Consider the following 22,961-nt stretch of genomic DNA (forward strand, 5'->3'; position numbering starts at 1 on the left):
CGGGCACGCCGCGCGCGACCGCCCCGCGCGGTGCGGGACGGCCGTGGGGCGGGTGGGGTCACAGGTACTGCGCGTAGTCGTCGAGCGCCCGCAGCACGGTGTTCCCGTCGCCGGTCGGCGTCTGCAACACGACCTCGGTGATGCCCAGGTCAGCGAAGTGCGTGAGCTTCCCGGCGGAGGGCAACACCCCGTACGGCACCACCTCGGGCTCGCCCGGGCGGCCCGCCTCCGTCCACGCCTGACGCAGCTTCGGCAGGGTCTCGGTGAGGCCCTTGCCGCCGAGCGGCAGCCAGCCGTCGGCGTACTCGGAGATGTGTGCGAACAGCTTGGGCCCGGCCGCCCCGCCCACCAGGGTGCGCGGCCCGGTCAGCGGCGCGCCGGCGCGCTCCCGTGGCGCGTGCGGCGGCTTGGGGTGGGCGTGGCTGGCCGGCACGGAGCCGAACTCCCCCTCGTGGCCGGTCGGCTCCGGCGCCCAGAGCGCCTGCATCAGGGCCATCCGGTCGCGTACCAGCTCACGCCGGGTGGACCAGCCGACGCCGTGGCTGGCGGCCTCCTCCACGTGCCAGCCGAAGCCGAGGCCCAGGGTGAACCGGCCGCCGGAGAGGAAGTCGAGGGTGGCGACCTGCTTGGCGAGGTCGATCGGGTCGTGCTGGGCGACCAGGGCGACGCCGGTGCCGAGACCGAGCCGCTCGGTGACGGCGGCGGCCTGACCGAGCGCCACGAACGGGTCGAGGGTGCGGCCGTACGCGCGCGGCGTGGGCTCGCCGGAGGGCAGCCGCGAGGCGGCGTCCACCGGGATGTGAGTGTGTTCGGGCAGGTAGAGCCCGGCGAACCCGCGCTCTTCCAGCTCGCGCGCCAGTCGGAGCGGGCCGATGGTCTCGTCGGTGAGCATGCTGGTGATGGAGACACGCATGGCCGGGGGTTACCTCCGCGTCGGCTGGGCTTGCTGCCCGTATGTTCTCTCACCGTCATCGGGTTATCCACAGGGCTTTCCGCCTCTGTCACAGACGCGTACAACGGTTGTCACACGGCAGTTCGGCACCCGGCCGCGAGGCGCGCGGGGGCCGTTCGGCCGTCGGTGGCGGCTGCCTCGTGCGCCGTCGCGCGAGTGGGGCCACGGGCACGCGGGGCGCTGACAGCCCGGCGCCGCGCGGGCCAGTGGGACGGGTGACGGCGACCTGCGATCGGGCAGGGCGCGGGCCGCTGATGGGGGGATGGAAATGGACCGTCGATCACTGCTGAAGGCGTCGGCCGCCACCGGCGCGGCGAGCGCGCTCACGCTCTCCACCGTGACCTTCGCCCAGGCGGCGGACGGGCGCGGCGAGCAGAGCCGGCGCGTCACCGGCGAACTGCCGACCGGCGCCCCGGACTTCGTCTACCTGCCGATCGAGGTGCCGAGCGGCGTCCGCGAGATCCACGTCGCGTACTCCTACGACAGGCCCACCGTGCCCGCCGGCACCCAGGGCAACGCCTGCGACATCGGCATCTTCGACGAGCGGGGCACCGAGCTGGGCGGTCGCGGCTTCCGTGGCTGGTCCGGCGGGGCTCGTACGGAGTTCACCATCAGCGCGGAGCACGCGACGCCGGGCTATCTGCCGGGCCCGGTGGGCGCCGGCACCTGGCACGTCGTGCTCGGCCCGTACACCGTCGCGCCGCAGGGCCTGCGCTACGAGGTGACGATCACCCTGCGGCACGGCCCGCGCGGGCGCACCCCGCGCCCGGTCTACCCGCCGCAGCGCGCCAAGGGGCGCGGGCGCGCCTGGTACCGGGGCGACAGCCACCTGCACACGGTGCACTCGGACGGCAAGCGCACCCCGCGCGAGGTGGCGACCGCGGCCCGCGCCGCCGGCCTCGACTTCATCACCACCACCGAGCACAACACGCACTCGGCGCACGCCGCGTGGGACGGGCTGTGGGGCGATGACCTGCTGATCCTCACCGGCGAGGAGGTCACCACGCGCAACGGACACGTGCTGGCGCTCGGCGTGGACCCGGGCACCTTCGTGGACTGGCGCTACCGGGCCAGGGACAACGCGTTCGGCCGCTTCGCCCGCAAGATCCGGCAGGCCGACGGCCTGGTCGTGCCGGCCCACCCGCACGCGTCCTGCGTCGGCTGCAACTGGAAGTTCGGCTTCAACGAGGCGGACGCGGTCGAGGTGTGGAACGGGCCGTTCACCCTTGAGGACGACGTGTCGATCGCCGAGTGGGACAACGCCCTGGTCGCCGCGGTCCGTGGCGGCAAGCCCTGGCTCCCGGCGATGGGCAACAGCGACGCCCATCGGGAGGGCCAGACGGTGGGCCTGCCGCAGACGGTGGTGCTCGCCGACGACCTGTCCCGGCCGGCCGTCCTGGCCGGCATCAGGGCGGGGCGGAGCTGGATCGCGGAGTCCGCGGCGATCGACCTGTCGTTCACGGCCCTCGGCGGGCGCGGGCGGCACGCGGGCATAGGGGGCCGCCTGTCGGCCGCCCGGGACGAGCGGGTCACGGTCCGGCTCGAGATATCGGGCGCCCCGGCCAAGGGCACGGTCCGCTTCCTCACCGACCAGGGCCAGTTGTTCGCGACGGCCACGCCCGCGTCGGGCTCGGGCACGGTCGAGTGGCAGACCACGCCCTCGTACGCCGCGTACGTCCGGGCCGAGGTCCGGCACGCCCCGGCGGACGGCGGCACCTCCGGCGTCCCCGGCCCGATGGCGGCCATGACCAATCCGATCTTCCTCGGCGACCACTGACGGGCGGCCGACCTCCGGCGCGGCGTTCGGACGTGGGGCTCAGGTGCGGTGCTCGGGCGTGGTGGGTTGCCACGGTGCTCGGGTGCGGTGCTCGGGTGTGGTGCTCGGGCGTGGTGGGTTGCCCCGGCGCTCAGGTGCGGTGCTCGGGCGTGGTGGGTTGCCACTGTGCTCGGGTGCGGTGCTCGGGCGGGGGTTCCGGCGCGGCGGGCCGTGCGGGAGCGGCCTGGTGCGGCGTCCGCCGTGGACCGGTCGCGCCCGGTCGGGTGTGGTCAGTCCTGGACGGTCAGGGCCGGGGTGGCGCGGGTGAGGACCTCGCCGCGGAAGAAGGCCGGGCTGCGGCGGTGCATCACGGCCATGAGCACCGCCCCCAGCAGGAGCAGCCCGACACCGATGGCGAAGACGCTGCCGACCCCGAAGAGCGAGCTGCCGCTCCCGTAGGAGGGGTCGCCCATGTCGTACAGCGTCTTGCCGAAGACGGCGGCGAGCAGCAGGCCACCGAGGGCCGGGGCGACGCCCTTGAACAGCAGGTCGCGTGCGGAGCGGCGCAGGTCGTGGCGGAAGTACCAGGCGCAGGCGAAGGCGGTGATGGAGTAGTAGAAGCAGATCATGAGGCCGAGGGCGTAGATGGTGTCGATCAGCACGTTCTCGCTGACCAGGCTCATCACGGCGTAGAACAGGCCGGTCGCCACGCCGGCGGCCACGGTCGCCACGGCCGGCGTGCGGTGGCGCGGGTGGACACGGGCCAGGGCGGGCGGTAGCGCCTGGTACGCGCTCATCGCGAGGACGGTGCGGGCCACGGGGATGAACGTGGTCTGCAGGCTGGCCGCGGCCGAGGCGAGGACGGCCACGAACAGCAGCACCCCGAGCGCCGAGCCGAGGACCGGGTCGGCGAGCGCGGCGAAGACGTTGTCGGCGGTGTCGGGGTTGCCGAGCCCGGTACCCCGGTCCCCGACGCCGGCGTACATCTGCGCGGCGACGGCGGTCAGCAGGTACGAGCCGACGAGTACGACCATGGCCAGCAACGCGGCCCGGCCCGGCGTGCGGTCGCTGCCCGAGGTCTCCTCGTTGACGGTCAGGCAGGCGTCCCAGCCCCAGAACATGAAGATGGACAGCGAGAGGCCGGCGGTGAAGGTGGCGAAGGACCGCACCGCGAAGGGGTTGAGCCAGCTCCAGGAGAAGTCGATGGAGCCGGGGAGGTCGCCGGTGCGCGCCTTGTCGATGGCCAGGGCCACGAAGAGCACGAGTACGGCCAGTTGCAGCCCGACCAGCGCGTACTGGACGCCCTTGGTCGCGGTCATGCCGCGGTAGCTGATCGCGGTGGCCAGGGCGATGAAGGCCAGGCAGGTGGTGATGTGTACGGCGGTGTTGTCGTCCAGTTCGGCGACGGCCGCGCTGCCGGTGAGTTCGCCGAGCAGGAGATAGCAGAAGGAGGTGGCGATTCCGGCGAGGTTGGAGAGCACGATGATCGTGGCCACCACCAGCCCCCAGCCGCACATCCAGCCCACCCGGGGCCCGAACGCCTTGACCGTCCAGGTGAAGGAGGTGCCGCAGTCCGGGACGGAACGGTTCAACTCGCGGTAGGCGAAGGCGACGAGCAGCATCGGCAGGAAGCCGGCCAGGAAGACGGCGGGCGTCTGCAACCCGACCTCGCCGACGGTCGGCCCGAGCGTGGAGGTCAGGCAGTAGACGGGCGCGACCGTGGAGACGCCGATCACGGCACTCCCGAACAACCCGACGGACCCGCCGCTCAGCCCCTTGTCCCGCACGCCGCGCCCGCCCGAGCCGGACGGCTCGGGCACCTCGGGGGCGTCGGGCGAGTTGGGTGTGCCGGGTGTGCCGGGTGGGGCCGGTCGAGCGGTGGCGGCGACGCCGGCGGTGGGCACGGAGGCGACGGGTCGGGTGGCCGGTGGGGCGGTCGGTGGGGCGGCGGGCCCGGTGACCGCCTCCGCCGCGGGGCCGTTCGCGACTCCGCTGGCGCCGGCCCGCGCGCGGCGGCCGGGCCGGCGCCAGCGCGAGGCGACGCTCCGTACCGTGTCTCCGGCCTGGGGCCGCGGGGGGTCTGCCTGAACCATGAACAGGACGTTAAGCCGTGCTGTTTCCGCAGCCGGAAGATCAAATTCCAGGCGGGGAAGCTTGATTGAGAAGCCAGAAAGCAGAACCTTGGCCGAAAATGCTCGGTGAATCGCCGCGAGTTCCTGGGCTTCGGAGGCATCACGCGCCTTTGCCCCTGCTACGGGAATCGCATCCGCGCCCCGTTTGTCCGGGTTCAAAAATTTCCGCCCCGGGCGAGGGGAACCGCCCGTTCACCCGTGCTGACGACCCCAGCCGACAGCCGCCAGCGGCACAGCCCGCACCACTGACACACCCGTCACATCCCGTCTCACCTGCGTCACAGGGAGCCACGCCGCATGCCGACCGCGCGTTCTCGGGCCAGCGGGCCCCGCCCCACGAGCCACAGCCATCCCGTTCGACCCGCCCCCGTCGCGGGCTACTCGACGCCGCACGCCGGCGATCGGCGTGCCTTCGCCGCCGGAACAACACCCGAACCACCGGCGGAATCCGTAACCACAGGGTTACCGTGTGCTTCGGGCCATGGTCGTGCGGCAGGGGCAGCAGTCACCATTTATCTGCCGTGTCGGGCAGCGGAAGAAGGCAAACTGACGGGCACTGCGCTGGTCTATGCCTGAGGAGGGGAGCCATGGCGGGTGGGGGTCGGCCGTGGGACGGGGCGGGGCGGGAGTCCGACGCGCAACACCCGGGCCGCGCGGGCCAAGCGGGTCCGCTGCGGTTCGGCGTGCTGGGCCCGGTGCGGGTGTGCCGCGGTGACGAACTGCTCGACGTGGGTTCGCCGCAGCGGCGGGCGCTGCTGGCGGCCCTGTTGCTGCGCCGCGGGCGGACGGTGACGGCACCGGAGCTGATCGACGACCTGTGGGGCGCCCAGCCACCGGACGCCGCGGTCGCCGCGCTGCGCAACCACGCCTCTCGGCTACGCAAGGCGTTCGGCCCCGACGCGGACGTGCTGGCCAGCGAGTCCGGCGGATACGCGATGCGGATCGCGGCGGACGCCGTCGACCTCGGCCAGGCCGAGGAGTTACGCACCCTGGCCGACCGGGCGAGCGCCGCGGGCGACCAGCTCGGCGCCAGGGAGCTGCTCCAGCGGGCGCTTGACCTGTGGGACGGCGAAACCCTGGCCGGCGTGCCGGGCCCGTACGCCGACTCGCAGCGCAACCGCTTGGAGGAGTGGCGCGTCGGTCTGCTGGAGAGCCGCCTGGAGCTGGACCTCACCACGGGACACCCCGCTGACTGCATCGCCGAGTTGACCGCGCTCACGGTCGCGCATCCGTTGCGGGAGCGGCTGCGGGAGCTGCTGATGCTGGCGCTGTACCGCTGCGGCCGGCAGGCGGAGGCGCTCGCGGTGTACGCCGACACGCGAAGGCTGCTCGCCGACGAGTTGGGCGTGGACCCGAGGGCCGAGCTGTCCGCGTTGCAGCAGCGGATTCTGCGGGGCGACCCGGAGCTCAACCCGCCTGCGGACCGGCCAGGCGCCGCGCGGCGGGAGGTGGCGGTCCGACCCGCTCAGCTCCCGGCGGCGGTGGCGGACTTCACCGGACGCACCCGGCTGGCGGCCGAACTGGTCAACCACCTGGCCCCGGACCAGGGGCCGACCATGGCGGTCGCGGCCGTCGCCGGCATAGGTGGCGTCGGCAAGACCACCCTCGCCGTACATGTCGCGCACGCCGCCCGGCACCACTTTCCCGACGGGCAGCTCTACGTGGACCTCCAGGGCGCGGGCCCGGGCCCCGCCGAGCCCGAGGTCGTGCTCGGGGCGTTCCTGCGTGCCCTCGGGGTGCCGTACGAGGCCATTCCGCCCGGCGTGCAGGAGCGGGCCGCCCTGTACCGCAGCACGCTCGCCGGTCGGCGTGTGCTCACGCTGTTGGACAACGCGCGCGACGCGGGCCAGGTCAGGCCGCTGCTGCCGGGTGCGGAGGGGTGCGCCGCGTTGGTCACCAGCCGTGCCCACCTCGCGCTGGACGGGGCGCTGGTGGTCGACCTGGACGTCACGACCCCGGCCGAGTCCCACACCCTCTTCGCCCGCATCGTGGGTCCCGAGCGCGTCGGCGACGATCACCAGGCGGCCTCCGCGGTCGTGGCCGCCTGCGGCTATCTGCCGCTGGCCATCCGCATCGCCGCCTCCCGCCTGGCCACCCGCCGCCGCTGGAGCGTGGCCACACTGGCGACCAAGCTCGCCGACGAGCGGAGCAGGTTGGACGAGCTGCGCGTCGGGGACCTGGCCGTGACCGCCTGCTTCGAGGTCGGTTACGCCCAGCTCGACGCCGCCCAGGCCAGGGCCTTCTGCCTGCTCGGGCTGCCCCACACCCCGGACATCTCCCTGCCGGCCGCCGCCGCCCTCCTCGACCTGCCCGACCAGGAGGCGGAGGGGATCATCGAGTCCCTGGTGGACGCCTCCCTGCTGGAGGCCACGACGCCGGACCGCTACCGCTTCCACGACCTGGTGCGCCTCTACGCCCGGGCCCGCGCCGAGGCCGACCAGCCGGTGGAGCACCGGGAGGCCGCCCTCTCCCGCCTGTTGGACTTCTACCTGGCCACGGCGCGCGGGGTGTACGCGCGGAGCAGGCCCGGGGACCGGGTGGTCGACCACGTGGCGGCCACCCGGCACGAGGGGTTGGCCTTCGCGACCCAGGAGGCCGCCTCGGACTGGCTCTTCGCGGAGGCGGAGGGGCTGCTCGCGCTGGTTCACCAATCCCTCGGCGGCGCGCGGCAACGCCAGGCCGTCGACCTGCTGACCGTCTCGAAGGACCTGGTGGAGTCGGGGGCCGTGACCAACGCCTTCCACCGTGCGGCGCTGGCCTGTCGGGACGCCGCGCGCACGACCGGGGACGCCCGCGCGGAGGGCCGCGCCTGCCTGCTGCTGACGCTGAGCTACCGGTTGCTGAACCGACTCGACGACGCGGACGAGGCGAGCCGGCAGGCACTGGCGCTGGCCATCAGCGCCAATGACCCGATCCCGCGGTGCGAGGCCCACACCGATCGCGGCATCGTGGCCGTCTACCAGCACCGCTACGACGACGCCGAACGGCACTTCCGAGCAGCGTTGGCGGCCTTCCGCGCCGACGACAACCTCCCGGGCGTCGCCAACTCTCTGAGCAACATGTCCCGCGTCTACGCGGCAACCGGACGCGCCGAGGAGGCGCTCGCGCTCCTGGACGAGTCCATCACCCTCCACGAGCGCTCCGGGGGTGTCCTCCGGGTGGCCAACAGTTGGTACGCCATGGGCATCGCCCTGACCCAGATCGGACGCCATGAGGAGGCGACGGGTTATCTCAACCGCGCCATGGAGTGCTTCCACAGCCACCGGCAGCGGCTGTGGGAGGGCTCGACGCACGCCCGGCTCGCGGAGGTGCGCCTCGCCCAACAACAGCCCGCCGAGGCCATCCACCACGCCGAGCGCGCCCTCGAACTCCGCTGCATCGGCGGAGAGAGGCGCTGGGCCACCACTCTCACCACGCTCGGCCTGGCCCTCGCCGAGCTGGGACAGACCGATCGGGCCCGGGTGTGCTGGAGCGCGGCGCTGGCCGTACACGAGCGACTCGACTCCCCGGAACAGCGCGACGTACGCCGCCTGTTGGACTCGCTGGCCCGGCCCGCCGCCCCGCACGCGACCCCCGTTTCGTCGTGACGCGGCGGGCCCAAGCTCAGCTCGCCCGGGCGGCCAGCCCCGGCACTCGGCGCAGCGTCGCCGCCGAGCCCACGCCCGGGCCCGCGGCGCCGGCCCGCCGCTCCTCGTACTGCCGGGCCAGGTAGCCCGCCTGGAAGCGGCTGTCGGCGCCGATGTCGTCCATGAGGTTCGCGATGCGGCGGCGGCAGGTGCGCAGGGATATGCCCAACCGGCGCGCTATGACCTCGTCCTTGGCGCCCGTGGTGAGGAGCCTGACGATGGCGGAGTCGATGTCCCGCGAGATGTCCCGGTCGCGCGGGCCCTGGCCGAGGCCGGAGAAGGGGGTCGCGGCCATCCAGAAGATGTCGAAGACGCCCGTGAGGTAGCGGGCGACGGCCGAGTTGCGGACGACCACGCCGAGTTCGGCGGGGTCGGGGCCGGGCAGGATGGCCTGGGAGCCGTCGATGACGATCATCCGGGGCGGCAGCACGTCCAGCGTGCGGACCTCGGCTCCGGCGGCGCACAGCTCCGCGACCCCCTGCTTGGTGGTGGCGCTGTAGCGCACGCTGTGCTGGCACAGCGTGCGCTGGCGCACGCCGCGGCCGAGCAGGTTGAGGTACTTCGGCAGCCCCAGGTCCGCCTCCTCCTGGGTGCGGATGCCGAAGGGTTGGATCACGCACGCCTCGGTCTGGCTCACCGCGGTCATCTCGCTGATCATCTTGTGCAGCAGCTCGGGGTCGTCCACCACCTCCACGCCCTCCGCGGGGTACTGCCCCATGGCGGCCTCCAGGTGGACGGGCATGAACGCCTCGATCGCCGCGCGCTGCCTCGCCAGCCGGGACTGCTCCTCGCGCAGCGAGTGCTCCCGTGGGCCGAGCCGGTCGGCCGCCGCCGTCTGCGGGTTGATCGCCACCAGGCGGGTGTGCGCGACCGACAGCCGGCGCAGCAGCCCGAGTTCGCGCAGCTCGGCCAGGGCGGCAGCGGCCTCGTCCTCGGAGACCTGAAGTTGCTCGGCGGCCTGGCCCGGCTCGATGCCCCCCTCGCGCACCGCGTGCTGATAGAGCCGCATGACCGTCACGCTCTGGGTCTCACCCGGTTCGATCGGCTTCATGACTCCCCCTCCGCTCAGCCCCCGTTATCAACTCCAGGGTGTCGCATGACGCTAACCGTCCGATAAGCGATTCGCCTGCGCGGGGTAGTCCCGGCCGCACAGACGGTGGCGACGGGCGACCCGTCGACGGTCGTACGGGGCTGGCTGACGCCGCGTCGGGGAGCCGGCGGCACCGTCCGTCAGGCGTGGGAGGTGGCCTGGGGGTGCGCGCGTAGGTCGTCGTCCGCGGCGTAGTAGACGCCGGCGTCGAGGTAGACCCCGGCGCGGAACACGTGCCCGCGCAACGTGCCCACCTCGCGGAAGCCGCAGTCGAGCAGCGCGGGCAGGCCGGCGTCCGACGCGCAGGCGACGGCGGTGAACGAGGTGTAGCCGGCCGTCGCGCGGACGAGGACCAGGAGCGCGGTCAGGGCCGCGCTGTCGTCGGCGGCCACCGCCACCCGCGCCTGGCGTGGGTTTGCGGGGTTCGGCGCGCAGCCGACGAGGGTGCCGCGCTCGGTGTCGTAGAGCGTGGCGCGCATGCTGGTGAGACGGTTCAGCAGCCACTGGTCGTTCTGGGTGAGCGGGTCGAGGCCGAGGAACCCGAGGCCGCTGTCGGGCAGTCGGCGCAACCTGCGGACGGCGGTCGGCAGGTCCAGCCGTACGGGCTCAGCCATGGGCGACCAGTCCCCAGATCTCCCGCTCCACCTCGGCGCCCGCGTACCAACATCCCCGCGGTACCACCGCCTCCCAGGCGAACCCGGCCGCGCGCAACGGCGCCAGCGGGGGCCGGGCCGCCGGCGTGACCCAGCCGTGCAGGCGGCGCAGGTTCAGGACGCGACGACCGTGCGTCACGGCGGCGTCGACAAGGGCGCCGATCAGGTCACCCTCGCGCTCGCCGTGCTCCCGGGCGTCCCGGTCGTCGCGCCCCTTCCCCGCGCGCGGTCCGATCTCCAACCGGGCCTGCCCACTGGCCCAGTCGATTTCCGTATAGCGCACGTACGCGATGTCGCGTACGACGTACAGCCGCTCGTCGCGGCGCTCCCGCGGCTCGGATATCCGGTGCGGTTCGGCCGCGTCCGACCAGTCGGCCGGCCGCACCCCCAACAGCTCGTCCGGTAGTCGATATCCCGTGAGCAGTGGCGCATCAGAACTGCGGTACGCGACGAGCCTCATCAACTGACCTCAACCAATCCATACAACAGCGATAACCAGTAGGCGCCCCCGTCCCGCCTCCCCGACAACGACGACCCCGCGCCGTGCCCATCTCCGCGACGGTGGGCACGGGCGGGTCCCCCGTTCGCCGAGAGCCAGTGGAATAACTGACCCCGCGGCCCTCGGATTCATAAATCCCCGCGATCCTCGGGCCGCTTCGGAAGTGAGCGTGCCAGGAGTGGCGGTGCGCGTCTACGCGGTCCACCCCTCAGCAAAGGGACCGGCACTTAGCGGACACCGAATCCACTGGTAATTTCACTAGTAAACAGTCCGGCGAGTGACGCGTATACGCTGTATGGGCATATGCGACATGGCGCGCGCGGACCGTTTCACGAGATCATCGCATTCGCGAACACCGCGCCGATTGTGACCGGTCGGCGATCCTGAAATCGCCCGACCGGAACCCGTTCCCCGGCCCGCCTCGTCCCCTGACCCGCTCGTCCACGACCGCGAAGCCCCGACCCCAGCCCCGTCCCCGCGCGCGCAGGGCACGCGCCGCCCGGTCGGACCGGGCGCCGTGCCGCGGGCCTCCCGCCGGCCCGCGCCAGCGGCGCGCCGACGCGGGGCGCGCCGTCCGCCAAGGGCCCCGTTCGAGGGCCCGCGTACGCACCACACGCGGTATCGCCCCACCCGCACCACCCGTCTCAACCCACCGCCCCGCAGCCCGGATGCGGAACGTGTTGCGCGGCGCGAATGGCGCGACCGCCAACGCGTCGGCCGGCCGGTAGCGTTGACCTCGAACAGCCCGTACGGTGCCGATATGCGGACGCGGGGCCGTCACGGGGGACACTTCATGCGCCTGTTGACATCGGTTTAGGCGTGGTCAACTGGCCGGAGAGCAACCCCCGTTCGCGCACGCCGGCCGCGAAACGCGTGGGGGCGAAGCCCCGCTATGGAATCGAAAGTAGTGGTATATCCGCATCGATGCGCGGATGCCGGGAGACTAGTTGATATCAACGGAGTTCCCTCCCCCCTGCCTGCCGGTACCGCGACGCCAACTACCGCACGCCGGCCCACTACCCCACCCACCGATATTGCGAATCGGCCAACTCTTGCGGGCCTTGTGCAGAGGCCCGGCCCCTACTGACGCGGAGGCCACCGACAAGGCAAACTGACCGGTGCGAAGCGGAGACACTCGGCAAGGGGAGACCATGGGCGACGATCAGGGGCAAGCGCACCAGTTGCGCTTCACCGTGCTCGGCCCCGTGCGGGCCTGGCGCGGCGACGTACCGCTCAACACCGGCTCGCCGCAACAGCGCGCCCTCCTCGCCGCCCTGCTGCTGCGCGAAGGCCGGACGGCCACCGCCGCCGAACTCATCGACGGCCTGTGGGGGAACGAGCCCCCGGACGCCGCGATCGCCACGCTGCGCACGTACGCGTCGCGGCTGCGGAAGTCCTTCGGGCCGGACGCGAGCACGCTGGTCAGCGAGTCCGGCGGGTACGCGCTCCAGGTCCACGCCGAGGCGCTCGACGTGGACCGCGCGGAACAGCTCGCGGGCCAGGCCGAGAAGGCGCGCGCGGGCGGCGAGCGGGCCCGGGCCCGGGAGCTGATCAGCCAGGCCCTGGACCTGTGGGACGGCGAGCCGCTAGCCGGCCTCCCCGGCCCGTACGCCGACAACCAGCGCACCCGGCTCCTGGAGTGGCGCCTCAGCCTCGTCGAGACCCGCCTCGACCTCGACCTCGAACTGGGCCACCACACCGAGACCATCTCCGAGCTCACCGCGCTGACGGCGGCCCACCCGCTGCGCGAGCGGCTGCGCGAACTGCTGATGCTGGCCCTGTACCGCAGCGGCCGACAGGCGGAGGCCCTCGCCGTCTACGCCGACACCCGCAAGCTGCTCGCCGACGAACTCGGGGTCGACCCACGCCCCGAGCTGTCCGAGCTCCAGCAGCGCATCCTGCAGGCGGACACCAACCTCAACGCGATGCCGACGGGCACCTCGTCCGCCTCGCAGCCGACCACCGTGCGACCCGCCCAGCTTCCGGCCACCGTCGCCGACTTCACGGGCCGCGCGGCCTTCGTCACGGAGCTGAGCGACCAGCTCGCCACGGCCGAGGGGCGCGTGATGGCCGTCTCCGCCGTCGCGGGCATCGGCGGCGTCGGCAAGACCACGCTCGCCGTCCACGTGGCGCACGCGGCGCGCGCCCACTTCCCCGACGGACAGTTGTACATCGACCTCCAGGGCGCCGGCCCCACCGCCGTGGAGCCGGAGGCCGTCCTCGCCTCGTTCCTGCGCGCCCTGGGCACGCCCGACGAGGCCATCCCGGACACCCTGGAGGACCGGGCCGCGCTCTACCGTTCCACGCTCGCCGGCCGCAAGGTCCTCACCCTCCTCGACAACGCGCGCGACGCGGCGCAGGTGCGCCCCCTGCTGCCCGGCGCTGAGGGCTGTGCCGCGCTGATCACCAGCCGCGCCCGCATGATCGACCTGGAGAGCGCGCACCTGGTCGACCTCGACGTCATGAGCCCCGAGGAGGCGCTCATGCTCTTCACCCGCATCGTGGGTGCGGAGCGCGTCAACGCGGAGCGGGACGCGGCCATGGACGTGGTGGCCGCCTGTGGCTTCCTGCCGCTCGCGATCCGCATCGCCGCCTCCCGGCTCGCCTCGCGCCGCACCTGGACGGTCTCGGCGCTCGCCCGCAAGCTGGGCGACGAGCGCCGCCGGCTGGACGAGCTGCGCGCCGGCGACCTCGCGGTCAAGGCCACCTTCGAGCTGGGCTACGGCCAGTTGGAGCCGCAGCAGGCGCGCGCCTTCCGCCTGCTCGGCCTGCCCGACGGCCCCGACATCTCGCTGGCCGCCGCGTCGGCGGTGCTCGACATGGACCCGGACGACGCCGAGGAGCTGATCGAGTCCCTGGTCGACGCGTCACTCCTGGAGTCCGCCGCGCCGGGCCGCTACCGCTACCACGACCTGGTGCGCCTGTTCGCCCGCGCCTGCGCGGAGCGCGACGAGCAACCGCCGTCGGAGCGCGCCGCCGCGATGTCGCGGTTGCTGGACTTCTACCTGGCGTCCGCGGCCCGGGTGTACGCGATCGAGCGCCCCGGGGACCGCGTCGTGGACCACCTGGCGCCCACGACCTACCCGGGACTGGCCTTCCTGGACCGCGAGGCCGCGCTGGACTGGCTGTTCGCGGAGGCCACCTGCATCCTGGCGACGGCCCGCCAGCTCGCCGGCGGCGACACCCTGCGCCGGGCCGTCGACCTGCTCCAGGCCACCCGCGACCTGGCCGAGTCGGGCACCTACTCGCACCAGTGCCTGCAGGCCGGCACGGTGCTCCTGCAGGCCGCCCAGCAGGCCGGGGACACCCGGGCCGAGGGCCGGGCCCGTACGGTGCTGACGTTCGCGCACAGCCTCTCGGGCCGGTTCGACAAGGCCGACGAGGAAGCCCAGCACGCCATGCTTCTCGGCGTGGCCAGCAACGACCCGGTGCCCTGCGGTCAGGCGGCCAACGAGCGCGGGATCATCGCGATCTACCACAGCCGGCACGACGACGCCGAGGCGTACCTGACGCGCGCCCTCGAAGCCTTCCGGGCCGACGAGAACCGCCCCGGCGAGGCGAGCGCGCTGTGCAACCTGTCCCGGGTCCACGTGTCCCTGGGCAACACCGACAGCGCGGTCCGACTCGCCGAGCAGGCGCTGACCATCTACCGACAGCTCGGGGTCACCTTCCGACTGGCCAACGGCCTGTACGCCTACGGCCTCGCCCTGCGGCACGCCGGGCAGTTGGACATGGCGCTCACGCAGTTCACCAACGCGCTCACGGTATTCCGCGAGAACCGGCAACGCCTTTGGGAAGGCATGACGTTGTACCGGCTCGCCGAGGTACATCTCGCGGCCGGAGAAGCGGCGCACGCCGCCACCAATGCGGAACAGGCGCTCTCGTATTTGCGGGGAATCGGCGGCGAATGGCGTCGCGGAAACGTGCTGACGGTACTCGGCCGGTCACTCGACGCGATCGGACAGTCCGGTCGCGCGCAGGCGTGCTGGAATGAGGCGCTCGGAATTTTCGACCAGTTGGGCGCCGCGGAAGCGGACGCCGTGCGTCGACTCCTTTCCCCCGCCGCCGCGTAGTCGCCTCCCTCACCCTCCTACGCTGGCCGTTCATCGATCGTTTATCACTGCACGGCAGTCTCTGTGGCGTCGATCCGTCGCGTCGGGGGGCAGGCGGGTCGATCAGGTGGCCACACCGTTATGGTGAACGGCCCTGAATGCCCGTCCGGCCGCCCACGGGGGAGCGACTGGGCGGGCACTTCTGACCCCTTCACTGCACGACTAACGGGAGGACCCGCACCATGGCTGACAACCAGACTGCCCAGATAGAACCACAGGAAGACACCGTGACCGAGGCGGACATCAGGTCCCTGGACGGGCACGCCACCGGCGCCCCCATCCGCCCGGACAAGCGGAAGAAGCCCGTGCCCGTGCTGCCGCAGGACGGTCACGCCACCGGAGCGCCCACCACCCTGGGCGACGGTCACGCCACCGGAGCGCCCGCGGTCGCCCTGGGCGACGGGCACGCCACGTCCGAGCCGCAGGGCTAGGCGGCTTCTCGACATCTTTCCTGGGGGATAACTGCAGGGACCGGCATCGTCGGCACGGAGGGGGCGCCGGCGCGGCTGGTCCCTGCACCCATGAGAATCGCTAGCCGATTCCGGCCAAGGTTCACACCACTTCTGGCCGCTTGATCGAAAAGAAGCACCACCGTCATTACGTTCCTGTCACGAGGCATATTCACCCCCGCTTAAGGAGCTCTCATGAGTGACACCAGAAGGGCATGTGCGGCACTCGCCATGGCCGCAGCCGCGGTCCTCTTCGCCGGTTCGTCCGCGGTGGCCGATGGCCACACCACCAGCGCGCCGACGAGTGGCCACGTGACGGGCATTCAAGCTCATGACAGCGACACCCCTCCGGCGATACCGCTGGACGGCCACGCTTCCTGAGCGCAACGCGCTGCGACGGCGGAGTCCGGCCCCGAGGGGCAGGCTCCACCGTCGCATGTGTCTGTGTTGTCGGAGCCGCGCCGTTCACCTGACCGTGCACAGCCGGCCTTTGGCGTTCACGCACGCCCCGCCGCGCACGCGGCTCCGACGATCCGCCCCCGCCTCAGCTCGCGGACTTGGACGCGCTCGTCACCTGGCAGGTGTAGTACGTCCGCTCGCTGAAGGTGTAGTAGCTCGACATCGTGACCGTCTGGGACTGGCCCGGCCCCACCGTGACGCGCTCGTAGTCGGTGCCCATGGTCTGGCTGTTGGAGCTGGCCGCCCACTTGACGGTGATCGAGTAGTCGTACGTCGTGACCGTGGACGGGTTGTGTACCGCGACGTCGTACTCGAGCTGGCTGGACGACTGGTCGTAGCGACAGTTGCTGCCGTTCGCCTCGCCGGACACGTCCCCGACGTAGGTCGGCTCGGTCGGGGTGGGGGACGGCGTCGGGGTGGAGTCGTAACCGGAGGACGTGCCGCCGTTGTACGAGCCGCCGCTGTAGGAACCGCCTCCGTACGAGCCGCCCCCGTAGTCGCCGCCGGATGAGCTGTCACCCGACGAACTGCCGCCCGACGAACTGCCGCCGGACGAACTGCCCGAGACGAAGCCGTCGCTGGACGACGACGAGCTGCTGTCGTTGTCGTCGCAGCCGCCGCCCCCGCTGCGCCGGGCGCCGGTCAGGGCGATAAAGACGACGGCGACCATGGCGACCACCCGCAGGTGCCGTCGGCGACGCACATTCATGAAATACCCCCGTGGAAAAGACCGTTACAAGCCAATAAGTGCCCATTGACGAGTGCACGCCAGCATAGAGCAACGAAGCGACGGCACCGACCCCCTCGGGGGAGGGCCGCCGCGGCCCTGCGCCCGGCCCGACTGGGTACGGGGTGAACCCGGCCGCGGCACCTGGCGGGAGTGCGTGGTGTGACGCCGTCCGGACGGTGCCGGACCGCTGGGTGATCGCCCGCGACGGGTCTGCATTCCACCACGCTCCGGGACGGAGATCGGTTCCCTCCGGCCCCATTGGTTCATCTCTTCACCAACTCCCCCCGCACCGTTACCCAGTGTGTTCCTCGCGTGGCAGGCCCGCCGGGGCGGGCGTAGCGTCGAGAGGGAGAGCGCGTACGCGACAGGCGAGGAGTCGGGGATGGTCCGCAACGTCTTCGGGAGCCTCATCGCTCTCATCGGAGCGACGGCCGTCGTCTGGAGCCCCTTCCGTGCCTGGTACGACGGCCGTCACGGGCGCGATGTGCGGGTGGACGACCTCTTCGGCGGGCTCGACGGCGGGCGCGGCGTCGAGGTGAGCCTGCTGCGCTCGCTGTTCCTGCCCATGGCCTGCGCCGCGCTGATCGCGGTGGTGGGCCTGCTGCTGCGGTCGCGGCTGCTCGTCGCGCTGGCCGGCCTCGTGGCGCTGGGCTTCACGGTGCTGTGGATGGTCCGCCAGGGCCAGGCCGCCGGCAGCCTGACCGTGGACGGCGAGGGCAACGGCCTGGGTCTCGGCGTCGCGGGCGCGCTCGGTGGCTCGATCCTGCTGCTGATCGCGGCGGCCCTGATGAGCGGACGCCCCGCGCGCCGGGGCCGGCACGCGCTGACCGGCGAGCGGGCGGACGAGACGTACGGCGGGTACGGGGCGTACCCGGGGCCGGGCCCGGGTGGCTACGGCGGGCCGCCACCGGCCGCCGGCCCGGGCGGCGGCTACGGAGCCGGGACCGGTACGGGTGCGGGCTACGGCGCCGGGGCCGGTACGGGCGCGGGCTACGGAGCGGGGGCCGGTACGGGCGCGGGCTACGGCGCCGGGCACGGCAGGCCCGTCGAACGGCGGCCCGGCGAACGGCGGCCCGGCGGGGCCCGGGACGGCGAGCCGCCGCTGCCCGCGGGCTACGCGGCCGGGTTGTTCCAGCGCGACCCGCACGAGCCGGAGGCGTACCCGCGCGACCTGTACGCGCCACGGCCCCAGCCCGCGCCACGGGGCCCCGAGGCGCGCGCCGGCGCGCGTCCGCCGTACACGACGGGGACCGGGGCCGGTGCCAGCGCGAGCGGCGCCCCCACTCCCCGCGTCACCTGGCCCGCCGCCCCGGAGGCCGAGCGCGAGGACAAGACGATCGAGATGCCGCCGGTCACGGACGACACCCCCGCCCCGGGCCGGCCCCCCACCGGCCACCGCGCCCCCACCCCGGACGCCCCCGACCAGGGCCGCGACGCCGGCCCGCCGCCCGGAGGCGCCCCCTCGTACGACACCGGCGACGGGCCCTCGCGGGGCGGGCCCGAGACCGCGCCGTGGCCCGGGCCGACCGCCCCGGCCGAGTCGGACACCGAGCGAACGCTGCCGCAGCCCGTCCGGCGCGAGGACGACGAAACCCCCTGACGACGCCCTGGACGAGGCCCCTGACGAGGACCCTGACGGGGTTGCGGGGGCCCGCGCCGTACGCCACGTCCGGGAACGACCGGCAGCCGCCTGGCGCGGCAGCGCGTACGAGGGACGTGCGGAGACGTACCCGAGGAGCGACAGGGCGTACGGGCGGGGCGGCGAGCCGCACGGGCCACGGCAGGCCGTACGGGAAACCGGGTTAGCCGAGGGGCGCGCGCCCGCGCGCGGCGGGTGCCGGGGGCCCATGGCGCCGGCGGCGTGAGGCCGCCGGTCGCGGGGCCCGGACCGGCGTCGGGGGCGCCGGAAGGCGCCCCGGGGGTGCGGCGGCGGGCGGGTTACGGCTGGCGGGCGGGAGAGCGGGAGAGGCCCGTGCCCTTGGCGGCGTCCAGGGCGTAGACGCAGCGGTCCTTGCTGCAGGCGTAGACGACGCCGGCGACGGCCACCGGCGAGCCGGTGATCTCGCCGCCGGTGGCGAGCTTCCAGCGGAGTTGGCCGCCGGTGGCGTCCACCGTGTACAGGCAGTGGTCGGCCGAGCCGAAGTGCACCCGGCCGTCGGCGACGACCGGGGCGCCGATGACCTCGCCGCCCGCGGCGAACCGCCACTTCGGGGTGCCGGTCACCGCGTCCAGCGTGTACAGGGCGCCGCCGCTGCCCAGGTGTACGGAGCCGGCGGCGACCAGGACGGGTTCGATGGACTGCCGGGGCTCGGTGGCGATCCGCCAGCGGTCGCGCCCGTTGGCGGCGTCCAGGGCGTAGACGGTGCCCAGGTAGTCGGCGATGTAGATGCCGCCACCGGCGACGGCGGCGCCCGGCGCGAACGCGGGCGGGCTCAGGAAGACGGCCGGCGCCTCGAAGCGCCAGCGCACGTCGCCGCGGGCGATGTCGATGGCCAGCACGCGGGTGCCGGCGGCGACGTAGGCGACCCCGTCGGGCGCGTGCAGCAGCCGGACCGGCACGCCGCCGCAGGAGGCGGCGTCGCCGACGGGGTAGGACCAGCGCTCGACGCCGGTGCGCGCCTCCAGGGCGCGCAGCCGCGCGTCCGACCACACGTAGACCGTGTCGCCGTGGATGACGGGGCCCGACTCCGGGGTCTCGAAGTCCGTCTGGGCGCCGCTCATCTCCCACAGGAGTTCGCCGTTGGCCGCCTCCCACGCCTGCACGCCGCCGCCCCGGGTGCCGGTGACGACGGTGCCGCGGTCGACCGCGAGCGAGTAGACCCAGCCCTCGGTGGCCAGCCGCCACCGCTCGGCGCCGTCGGACGCGTCCAGCGCGTAGAGCGTGGTGCCGTCGGAGGCGTGGATGCGTCCGCCCGAGACGGCCATCGCCCAGGCCACGTCGCGGGTCTTGAAGACGCGCCGCCCGGTGCCCGTGTCCAGCGCGTGGACCTCGAAGGACGTGACGTACAGCAGGTCTCCGGCGACCGCGGGGGTCCCCCAGACGTCGTTGGACATCCGGAACCGCCAGGGCCGCCAGCGGCCCGGCCCGCCGCCCGCCGGGTCGCCCTCGTGGCCCGCCTCGTCGCGGGGGCCGTGGCCGGCGGCGGGCCCGTGTCCGGTGGCGGGCGGGTGTCCGTGGCCGGGCGGGTGGCCGCCCGGGGCGCCGCCGTGTCCCACGCCGGGGCCGCCGGTCGGTGGCCTGACCCAGCCGGTGGCCGGGCCGCCGTCGAGGGCGGCCCGCCCGTTCCTGGCGTCCGCGACGCGCGGTCCCGGGCCGATCGGCACCTGGGAGCCGGGCAGTCGCACGGAGCCGTCGGGGCCTTCGCTGAGCGCCGGCCCGCCGCTCGCGCCCGGCGCGGCGCCGTCCCGCGGGCGCTGGGGGCCGGCGTGCGGCGCGGAGGGGGGCGGGCAGGACGCGGCCGACGAGGGCGGCGACGAGAGCGGGGGCGGCGACGAGACCTGGGCGGAGGCCCCGGGTCCGGTGGACACCGGCGCGGGCGTGACCGGCGGCGCGGGCGCGGAGGGCGCGACGGCCGACGGCGGGCCGATGCCCGCCGCGCTGGGGGCGGCGTGCCGGCCGGCGCCCGGCGCGGGGCCGGTGAGGCCGCCGCGCGGGTCTCCGCCGGCGGCCGGGCCCCAACCGGAGCCGCCGCCGGGTTGGCCGGTGGGACCTGGCCGGTCGGACCTGGCGGGTCCGCCGCCGCTGCGGCCCTGGTGCTGGCCACCGCCGGCGCGGGCGCCGGGGGTCCGGCCGCCGCGCCGCTCCTCGATGAGGGCGACCGCGCTGTGCGGCAGCCAGGCGGAGGCGGTGCCGCTGTCGTCGCCGGCCGAGAACAGGTGCGGGGCCAGTTGCGCCTGGAGGTCGGCGGGGGTCGGCCGGTCGTCGGCGGTCATCTGCATGCAGGACTCGATCAGCGGACGGAGTTCGTCCGGCAGGCCGGTCAGGTCCGGGCCCTCGCGCAGCAGCATGAAGACGGTCTCGACGGGGTTGGCGCCGTGGTACGGGGCGTGTCCGGTCGCGGCGAAGACCAGGGTGGAGGCGAGCGAGAAGACGTCGCTGGCGCCGGTGACGCTGCGGGAGTCGCGGGCCTGCTCGGGCGACATGTACGCCGGGGTGCCGACGGCCACGTTGGTCATGGTCAGTCGGGTGTTGGAGACGCCGGAGGCGATGCCGAAGTCGATGACGCGCGGCCCGTCCTCCACGACCAGCACGTTCGACGGCTTGAGGTCGCGGTGGACGAGGCCACCGCCGTGGATGGACTGGAGTGCCTCGGCGATGCCGGCCGCCAGCCAGCGCACCGCCTGGGCCGGGAGCGGCCCGCACTCGTTGACTATTTCCTCCAGCGAAGGCGCGGGCACGTAGGCGGTGGCCAGCCACGGCACGGCGGCCCGTGGGTCGGCGTCCACGACGGCTGCGGTGTAGAAGCCGCTGACCGCGCGGGCGGCCTCCACCTCGCGCGTGAAGCGGACCCGGAAGAGCTGGTCCTCGGCGAGCTCGGTCCGTACGGTCTTGATCGCGACCCGCCGGCCCGAGGCCGAGCGGGCCAGGTAGACGAGCCCCATGCCGCCCGCGCCGAGCCGCCCGAGGACCTCGAACGGGCCGATCCGTCTCGGGTCCTGTTGCGTGAGCTGCTCCACTGTGCCTGCCACCTCCCCGTGGGGGCCGGAAATGTACGACCCCTTGCAGCGTCTCACCGACATAGCCCACCGGCGGTACGCAACCCGCATTCTCTCTGGCGAAGGCGTCGGTTGCGAACCCGGGGGCAATTCGCCGTGTCCCGGGCGGATCGGTGACGATCTCTCCCATGGGGGCGGCCCCGCGCGGGCTCGTACGGGAAGTGGAGGGGCTACCTCCGCGCGCGGCGGGCGCCGGCGCGCACCCCGCGCCCGCGGGCGCTCACGTGGAGCGAGGGGGCGGCGGGCCGGCGGCGGTCGGCGCGGGGAAGGCGCCGGGGGCGCGGTCTGAGGCTCGGGGCGAGGCGTCGGGGGTGAGGCCGGGGAAAAGGCCCGGCCCGCCGGGTTCCGCGGGGGATGGAAGCGGCGGGCCGGGGGTTCGGGTGGGTCAGGCGCCGGTCGTGGAGCCGGGCCGGACGACCATGAGGACCACGACGACGGCCCAGGTCAGCGAGAACAGACCGGTCACCATGCCCAGCTTGGGCAGCCGGGCGGCCATGGCGCGCATCGCGCCCGCGTCGCGCTCCTCGTCCTCGAGCAGGGTCACGACGGCGTCCTGGTAACCGAGTACGGCGATGCCCAGCAGGATCGCGGCGACGACGGTCAACACCATCGAGGCGATCAGCCAGGTGTCTCCCATCACACCCATCTGCTGGGCGGTGAGCAGGCCGAAGGCCGGCACGGCGACGCTGAGCACCGCGTAGACCCGGCTGATGCGGTGCAGCAGCATCACCGAGGCGATGGAGCGCACCGTCTCGGCGGCGCTCGCGATCCCGGTCGTCCCCGCCGGCTCGGCGTCCCTGGCCGGGCTCTCGGCGGCGCTCGCGATCCCGGTCGTCCCCGCCGGCTCGGCGTCCCTGGCCGGGCTCTCGGCGGCGCTCGCGATCCCGGTCGTCCCCGCCGGCTCGGCGTCCCTGGCCGGGCTCTCGGCGGTCCTGACCGCCACCGCCGCCTCCCGGTCGCCCGGGGCGCCGGCGGGCAGCAGGGCCTGCCGGGCGAAGCGGGGGAACAGGCTGGCCGCCACCGTGACGGGGCCGATGAACATCACGGCCACCAGCACGTGGATGCTGAGCAGGAGCTTGGTCATGGCACGCCCTCCCGGCGGCGCCCGACGCGGCGCCAACCCCTTGTTTCAGTCTGCCTTAAACTCGTATCGAGGCTAGCATTCGCGCCGCTGACCGATGACGGGCCGCCCCCTCGTGGAGGCCGGCCGACGAGTGGCCGCCCGGCAGGGGCGGCGGAGGGCGGGAGTACGTGAGGCAGAGCCCGGTCGAGCATCCGCGCACGCCACCGGCGCCGGGGCCGGTACCGATGACGCCGCGCACGGGCATGCTGCTGCTCACCGCGGGGCGGCTGATGCGCGAGGAGATCGACAGCGCGCTGGGGGCGCGCGGGCTCTCGCTGCGGCACGTGAGCGCGCTCGGCCACCTCTCGCGCGAGCCCGGCCTGTCCTACAGCGCGCTCGCCCGCCGGGCCGGGGTCACCGCGCAGAGCATGCAGGCCACGGTGCGGCAGTTGGAGAAGGCGGGCGCGGTGGCCCGCGAGTCGCCGGCCGGCCGGGGCCGCACCGCCGAACTGCGGGTCACCGCCCGTGGCCGGGACCTGCTCGGCGAGCTCGACGGGGTGGTGCGGGCGGCGGAGGAGCCGCTGCTCGCCGGCCTGTCGGAGGAGCAGCGCGCCGCCCTCGCGGGGGGCCTGCGGCAGGTCCTGGCCAACGGCTGGCGGGCCCGGCACAACGAGTCGCCGCCCATCCAGCCCCCGCCGCCCCTGGCGCCCACCCCGTAACGCTT

General features: G+C 74.0%; 15 protein-coding genes. 7 read left to right on the top strand and 8 right to left on the bottom strand.

The window, feature by feature from the left end; translation table 11 throughout:
* Positions 1-58: 58 nt before the first annotated feature.
* Entirely contained in the window at positions 59-913 is an 855-nt protein-coding gene (locus AC3CHW_RS12640; protein WP_488470515.1) for a TIGR03619 family F420-dependent LLM class oxidoreductase, read from the bottom strand.
* A 307-nt stretch (positions 914-1,220) separates the two neighbouring features.
* Between AC3CHW_RS12640 and AC3CHW_RS12645 the strand changes: the two genes are divergently transcribed.
* The gene (locus AC3CHW_RS12645; protein ID WP_488470516.1) at positions 1,221-2,729 is read left to right on the top strand and encodes a CehA/McbA family metallohydrolase; all 1,509 of its coding nucleotides are present in this window, start codon (positions 1,221-1,223) and stop codon (positions 2,727-2,729) included.
* 269 nt (positions 2,730-2,998) lie between these two features.
* Here the strand turns inward: AC3CHW_RS12645 and AC3CHW_RS12650 are convergent, their stop codons facing one another.
* Positions 2,999-4,801: an APC family permease gene (locus AC3CHW_RS12650; protein WP_488470517.1), complete on the bottom strand. Its 1,803-nt coding sequence runs from the start codon at positions 4,799-4,801 to the stop codon at positions 2,999-3,001.
* A 626-nt stretch (positions 4,802-5,427) separates the two neighbouring features.
* Between AC3CHW_RS12650 and afsR (AC3CHW_RS12655) the strand changes: the two genes are divergently transcribed.
* Positions 5,428-8,427, top strand: coding sequence for an SARP-family global regulator AfsR (afsR, locus tag AC3CHW_RS12655; RefSeq protein ID WP_488470518.1), 3,000 nt, complete (start codon positions 5,428-5,430; stop codon positions 8,425-8,427).
* A 16-nt stretch (positions 8,428-8,443) separates the two neighbouring features.
* On the opposite strand, the gene AC3CHW_RS12660 is transcribed toward afsR (AC3CHW_RS12655), so the two are convergent.
* From AC3CHW_RS12660 to AC3CHW_RS12670, 3 genes are all read right to left on the bottom strand, one after another.
* The gene (locus AC3CHW_RS12660; protein ID WP_398609722.1) at positions 8,444-9,517 is read right to left on the bottom strand and encodes a hypothetical protein; all 1,074 of its coding nucleotides are present in this window, start codon (positions 9,515-9,517) and stop codon (positions 8,444-8,446) included.
* 179 nt (positions 9,518-9,696) lie between these two features.
* On the bottom strand, positions 9,697-10,170 hold the full coding sequence (locus AC3CHW_RS12665) for a hypothetical protein (protein WP_488470519.1): 474 nt from the start codon (positions 10,168-10,170) through the stop codon (positions 9,697-9,699).
* Positions 10,163-10,669: a hypothetical protein gene (locus AC3CHW_RS12670; RefSeq protein ID WP_488470520.1), complete on the bottom strand. Its 507-nt coding sequence runs from the start codon at positions 10,667-10,669 to the stop codon at positions 10,163-10,165. Before AC3CHW_RS12670 ends, AC3CHW_RS12665 begins: the two co-directional genes overlap by 8 nt.
* 1,190 nt (positions 10,670-11,859) lie before the next feature.
* Between AC3CHW_RS12670 and afsR (AC3CHW_RS12675) the strand changes: the two genes are divergently transcribed.
* From afsR (AC3CHW_RS12675) to AC3CHW_RS12685, 3 genes are all read left to right on the top strand, one after another.
* Complete coding sequence (gene afsR, locus AC3CHW_RS12675; RefSeq protein WP_488470521.1) at positions 11,860-14,781, top strand: SARP-family global regulator AfsR; 2,922 nt, start codon at positions 11,860-11,862, stop codon at positions 14,779-14,781.
* A 221-nt stretch (positions 14,782-15,002) separates the two neighbouring features.
* Complete coding sequence (locus tag AC3CHW_RS12680) at positions 15,003-15,251, top strand: hypothetical protein (protein ID WP_488470522.1); 249 nt, start codon at positions 15,003-15,005, stop codon at positions 15,249-15,251.
* Between the two features lie 213 nt (positions 15,252-15,464).
* A complete protein-coding gene (locus AC3CHW_RS12685) occupies positions 15,465-15,650 on the top strand; it encodes a hypothetical protein (RefSeq protein WP_398609718.1) in 186 nt (61 codons plus the stop codon).
* A gap of 163 nt (positions 15,651-15,813) precedes the next feature.
* On the opposite strand, the gene AC3CHW_RS12690 is transcribed toward AC3CHW_RS12685, so the two are convergent.
* Positions 15,814-16,437 carry a hypothetical protein gene (locus AC3CHW_RS12690; protein WP_488470523.1) on the bottom strand — a complete coding sequence of 208 codons (624 nt, stop codon included), beginning with the start codon at positions 16,435-16,437 and terminating at the stop codon, positions 15,814-15,816.
* A 403-nt stretch (positions 16,438-16,840) separates the two neighbouring features.
* On the opposite strand from AC3CHW_RS12690, the gene AC3CHW_RS12695 reads away from it, so the two are divergent.
* The gene (locus AC3CHW_RS12695; protein WP_488470524.1) at positions 16,841-18,058 is read left to right on the top strand and encodes a hypothetical protein; all 1,218 of its coding nucleotides are present in this window, start codon (positions 16,841-16,843) and stop codon (positions 18,056-18,058) included.
* A gap of 338 nt (positions 18,059-18,396) precedes the next feature.
* On the opposite strand, the gene afsK is transcribed toward AC3CHW_RS12695, so the two are convergent.
* Together afsK and AC3CHW_RS12705 are read right to left on the bottom strand one after the other, a co-directional pair.
* Entirely contained in the window at positions 18,397-21,135 is a 2,739-nt protein-coding gene (gene afsK / locus AC3CHW_RS12700; RefSeq protein WP_488470525.1) for a protein serine/threonine kinase AfsK, read from the bottom strand.
* A gap of 424 nt (positions 21,136-21,559) precedes the next feature.
* Positions 21,560-22,258 carry a hypothetical protein gene (locus AC3CHW_RS12705; protein WP_488470526.1) on the bottom strand — a complete coding sequence of 233 codons (699 nt, stop codon included), beginning with the start codon at positions 22,256-22,258 and terminating at the stop codon, positions 21,560-21,562.
* 224 nt (positions 22,259-22,482) lie between these two features.
* Between AC3CHW_RS12705 and AC3CHW_RS12710 the strand changes: the two genes are divergently transcribed.
* Positions 22,483-22,956 (top strand): MarR family winged helix-turn-helix transcriptional regulator, encoded by a 474-nt coding sequence (locus AC3CHW_RS12710; RefSeq protein ID WP_176163594.1) that lies wholly within the window; start codon positions 22,483-22,485, stop codon positions 22,954-22,956.
* The last annotated feature ends 5 nt before the right edge of the window (positions 22,957-22,961 follow it).

The organism is Streptomyces sp. MGP-BFMKR1 (assembly GCF_057766585.1).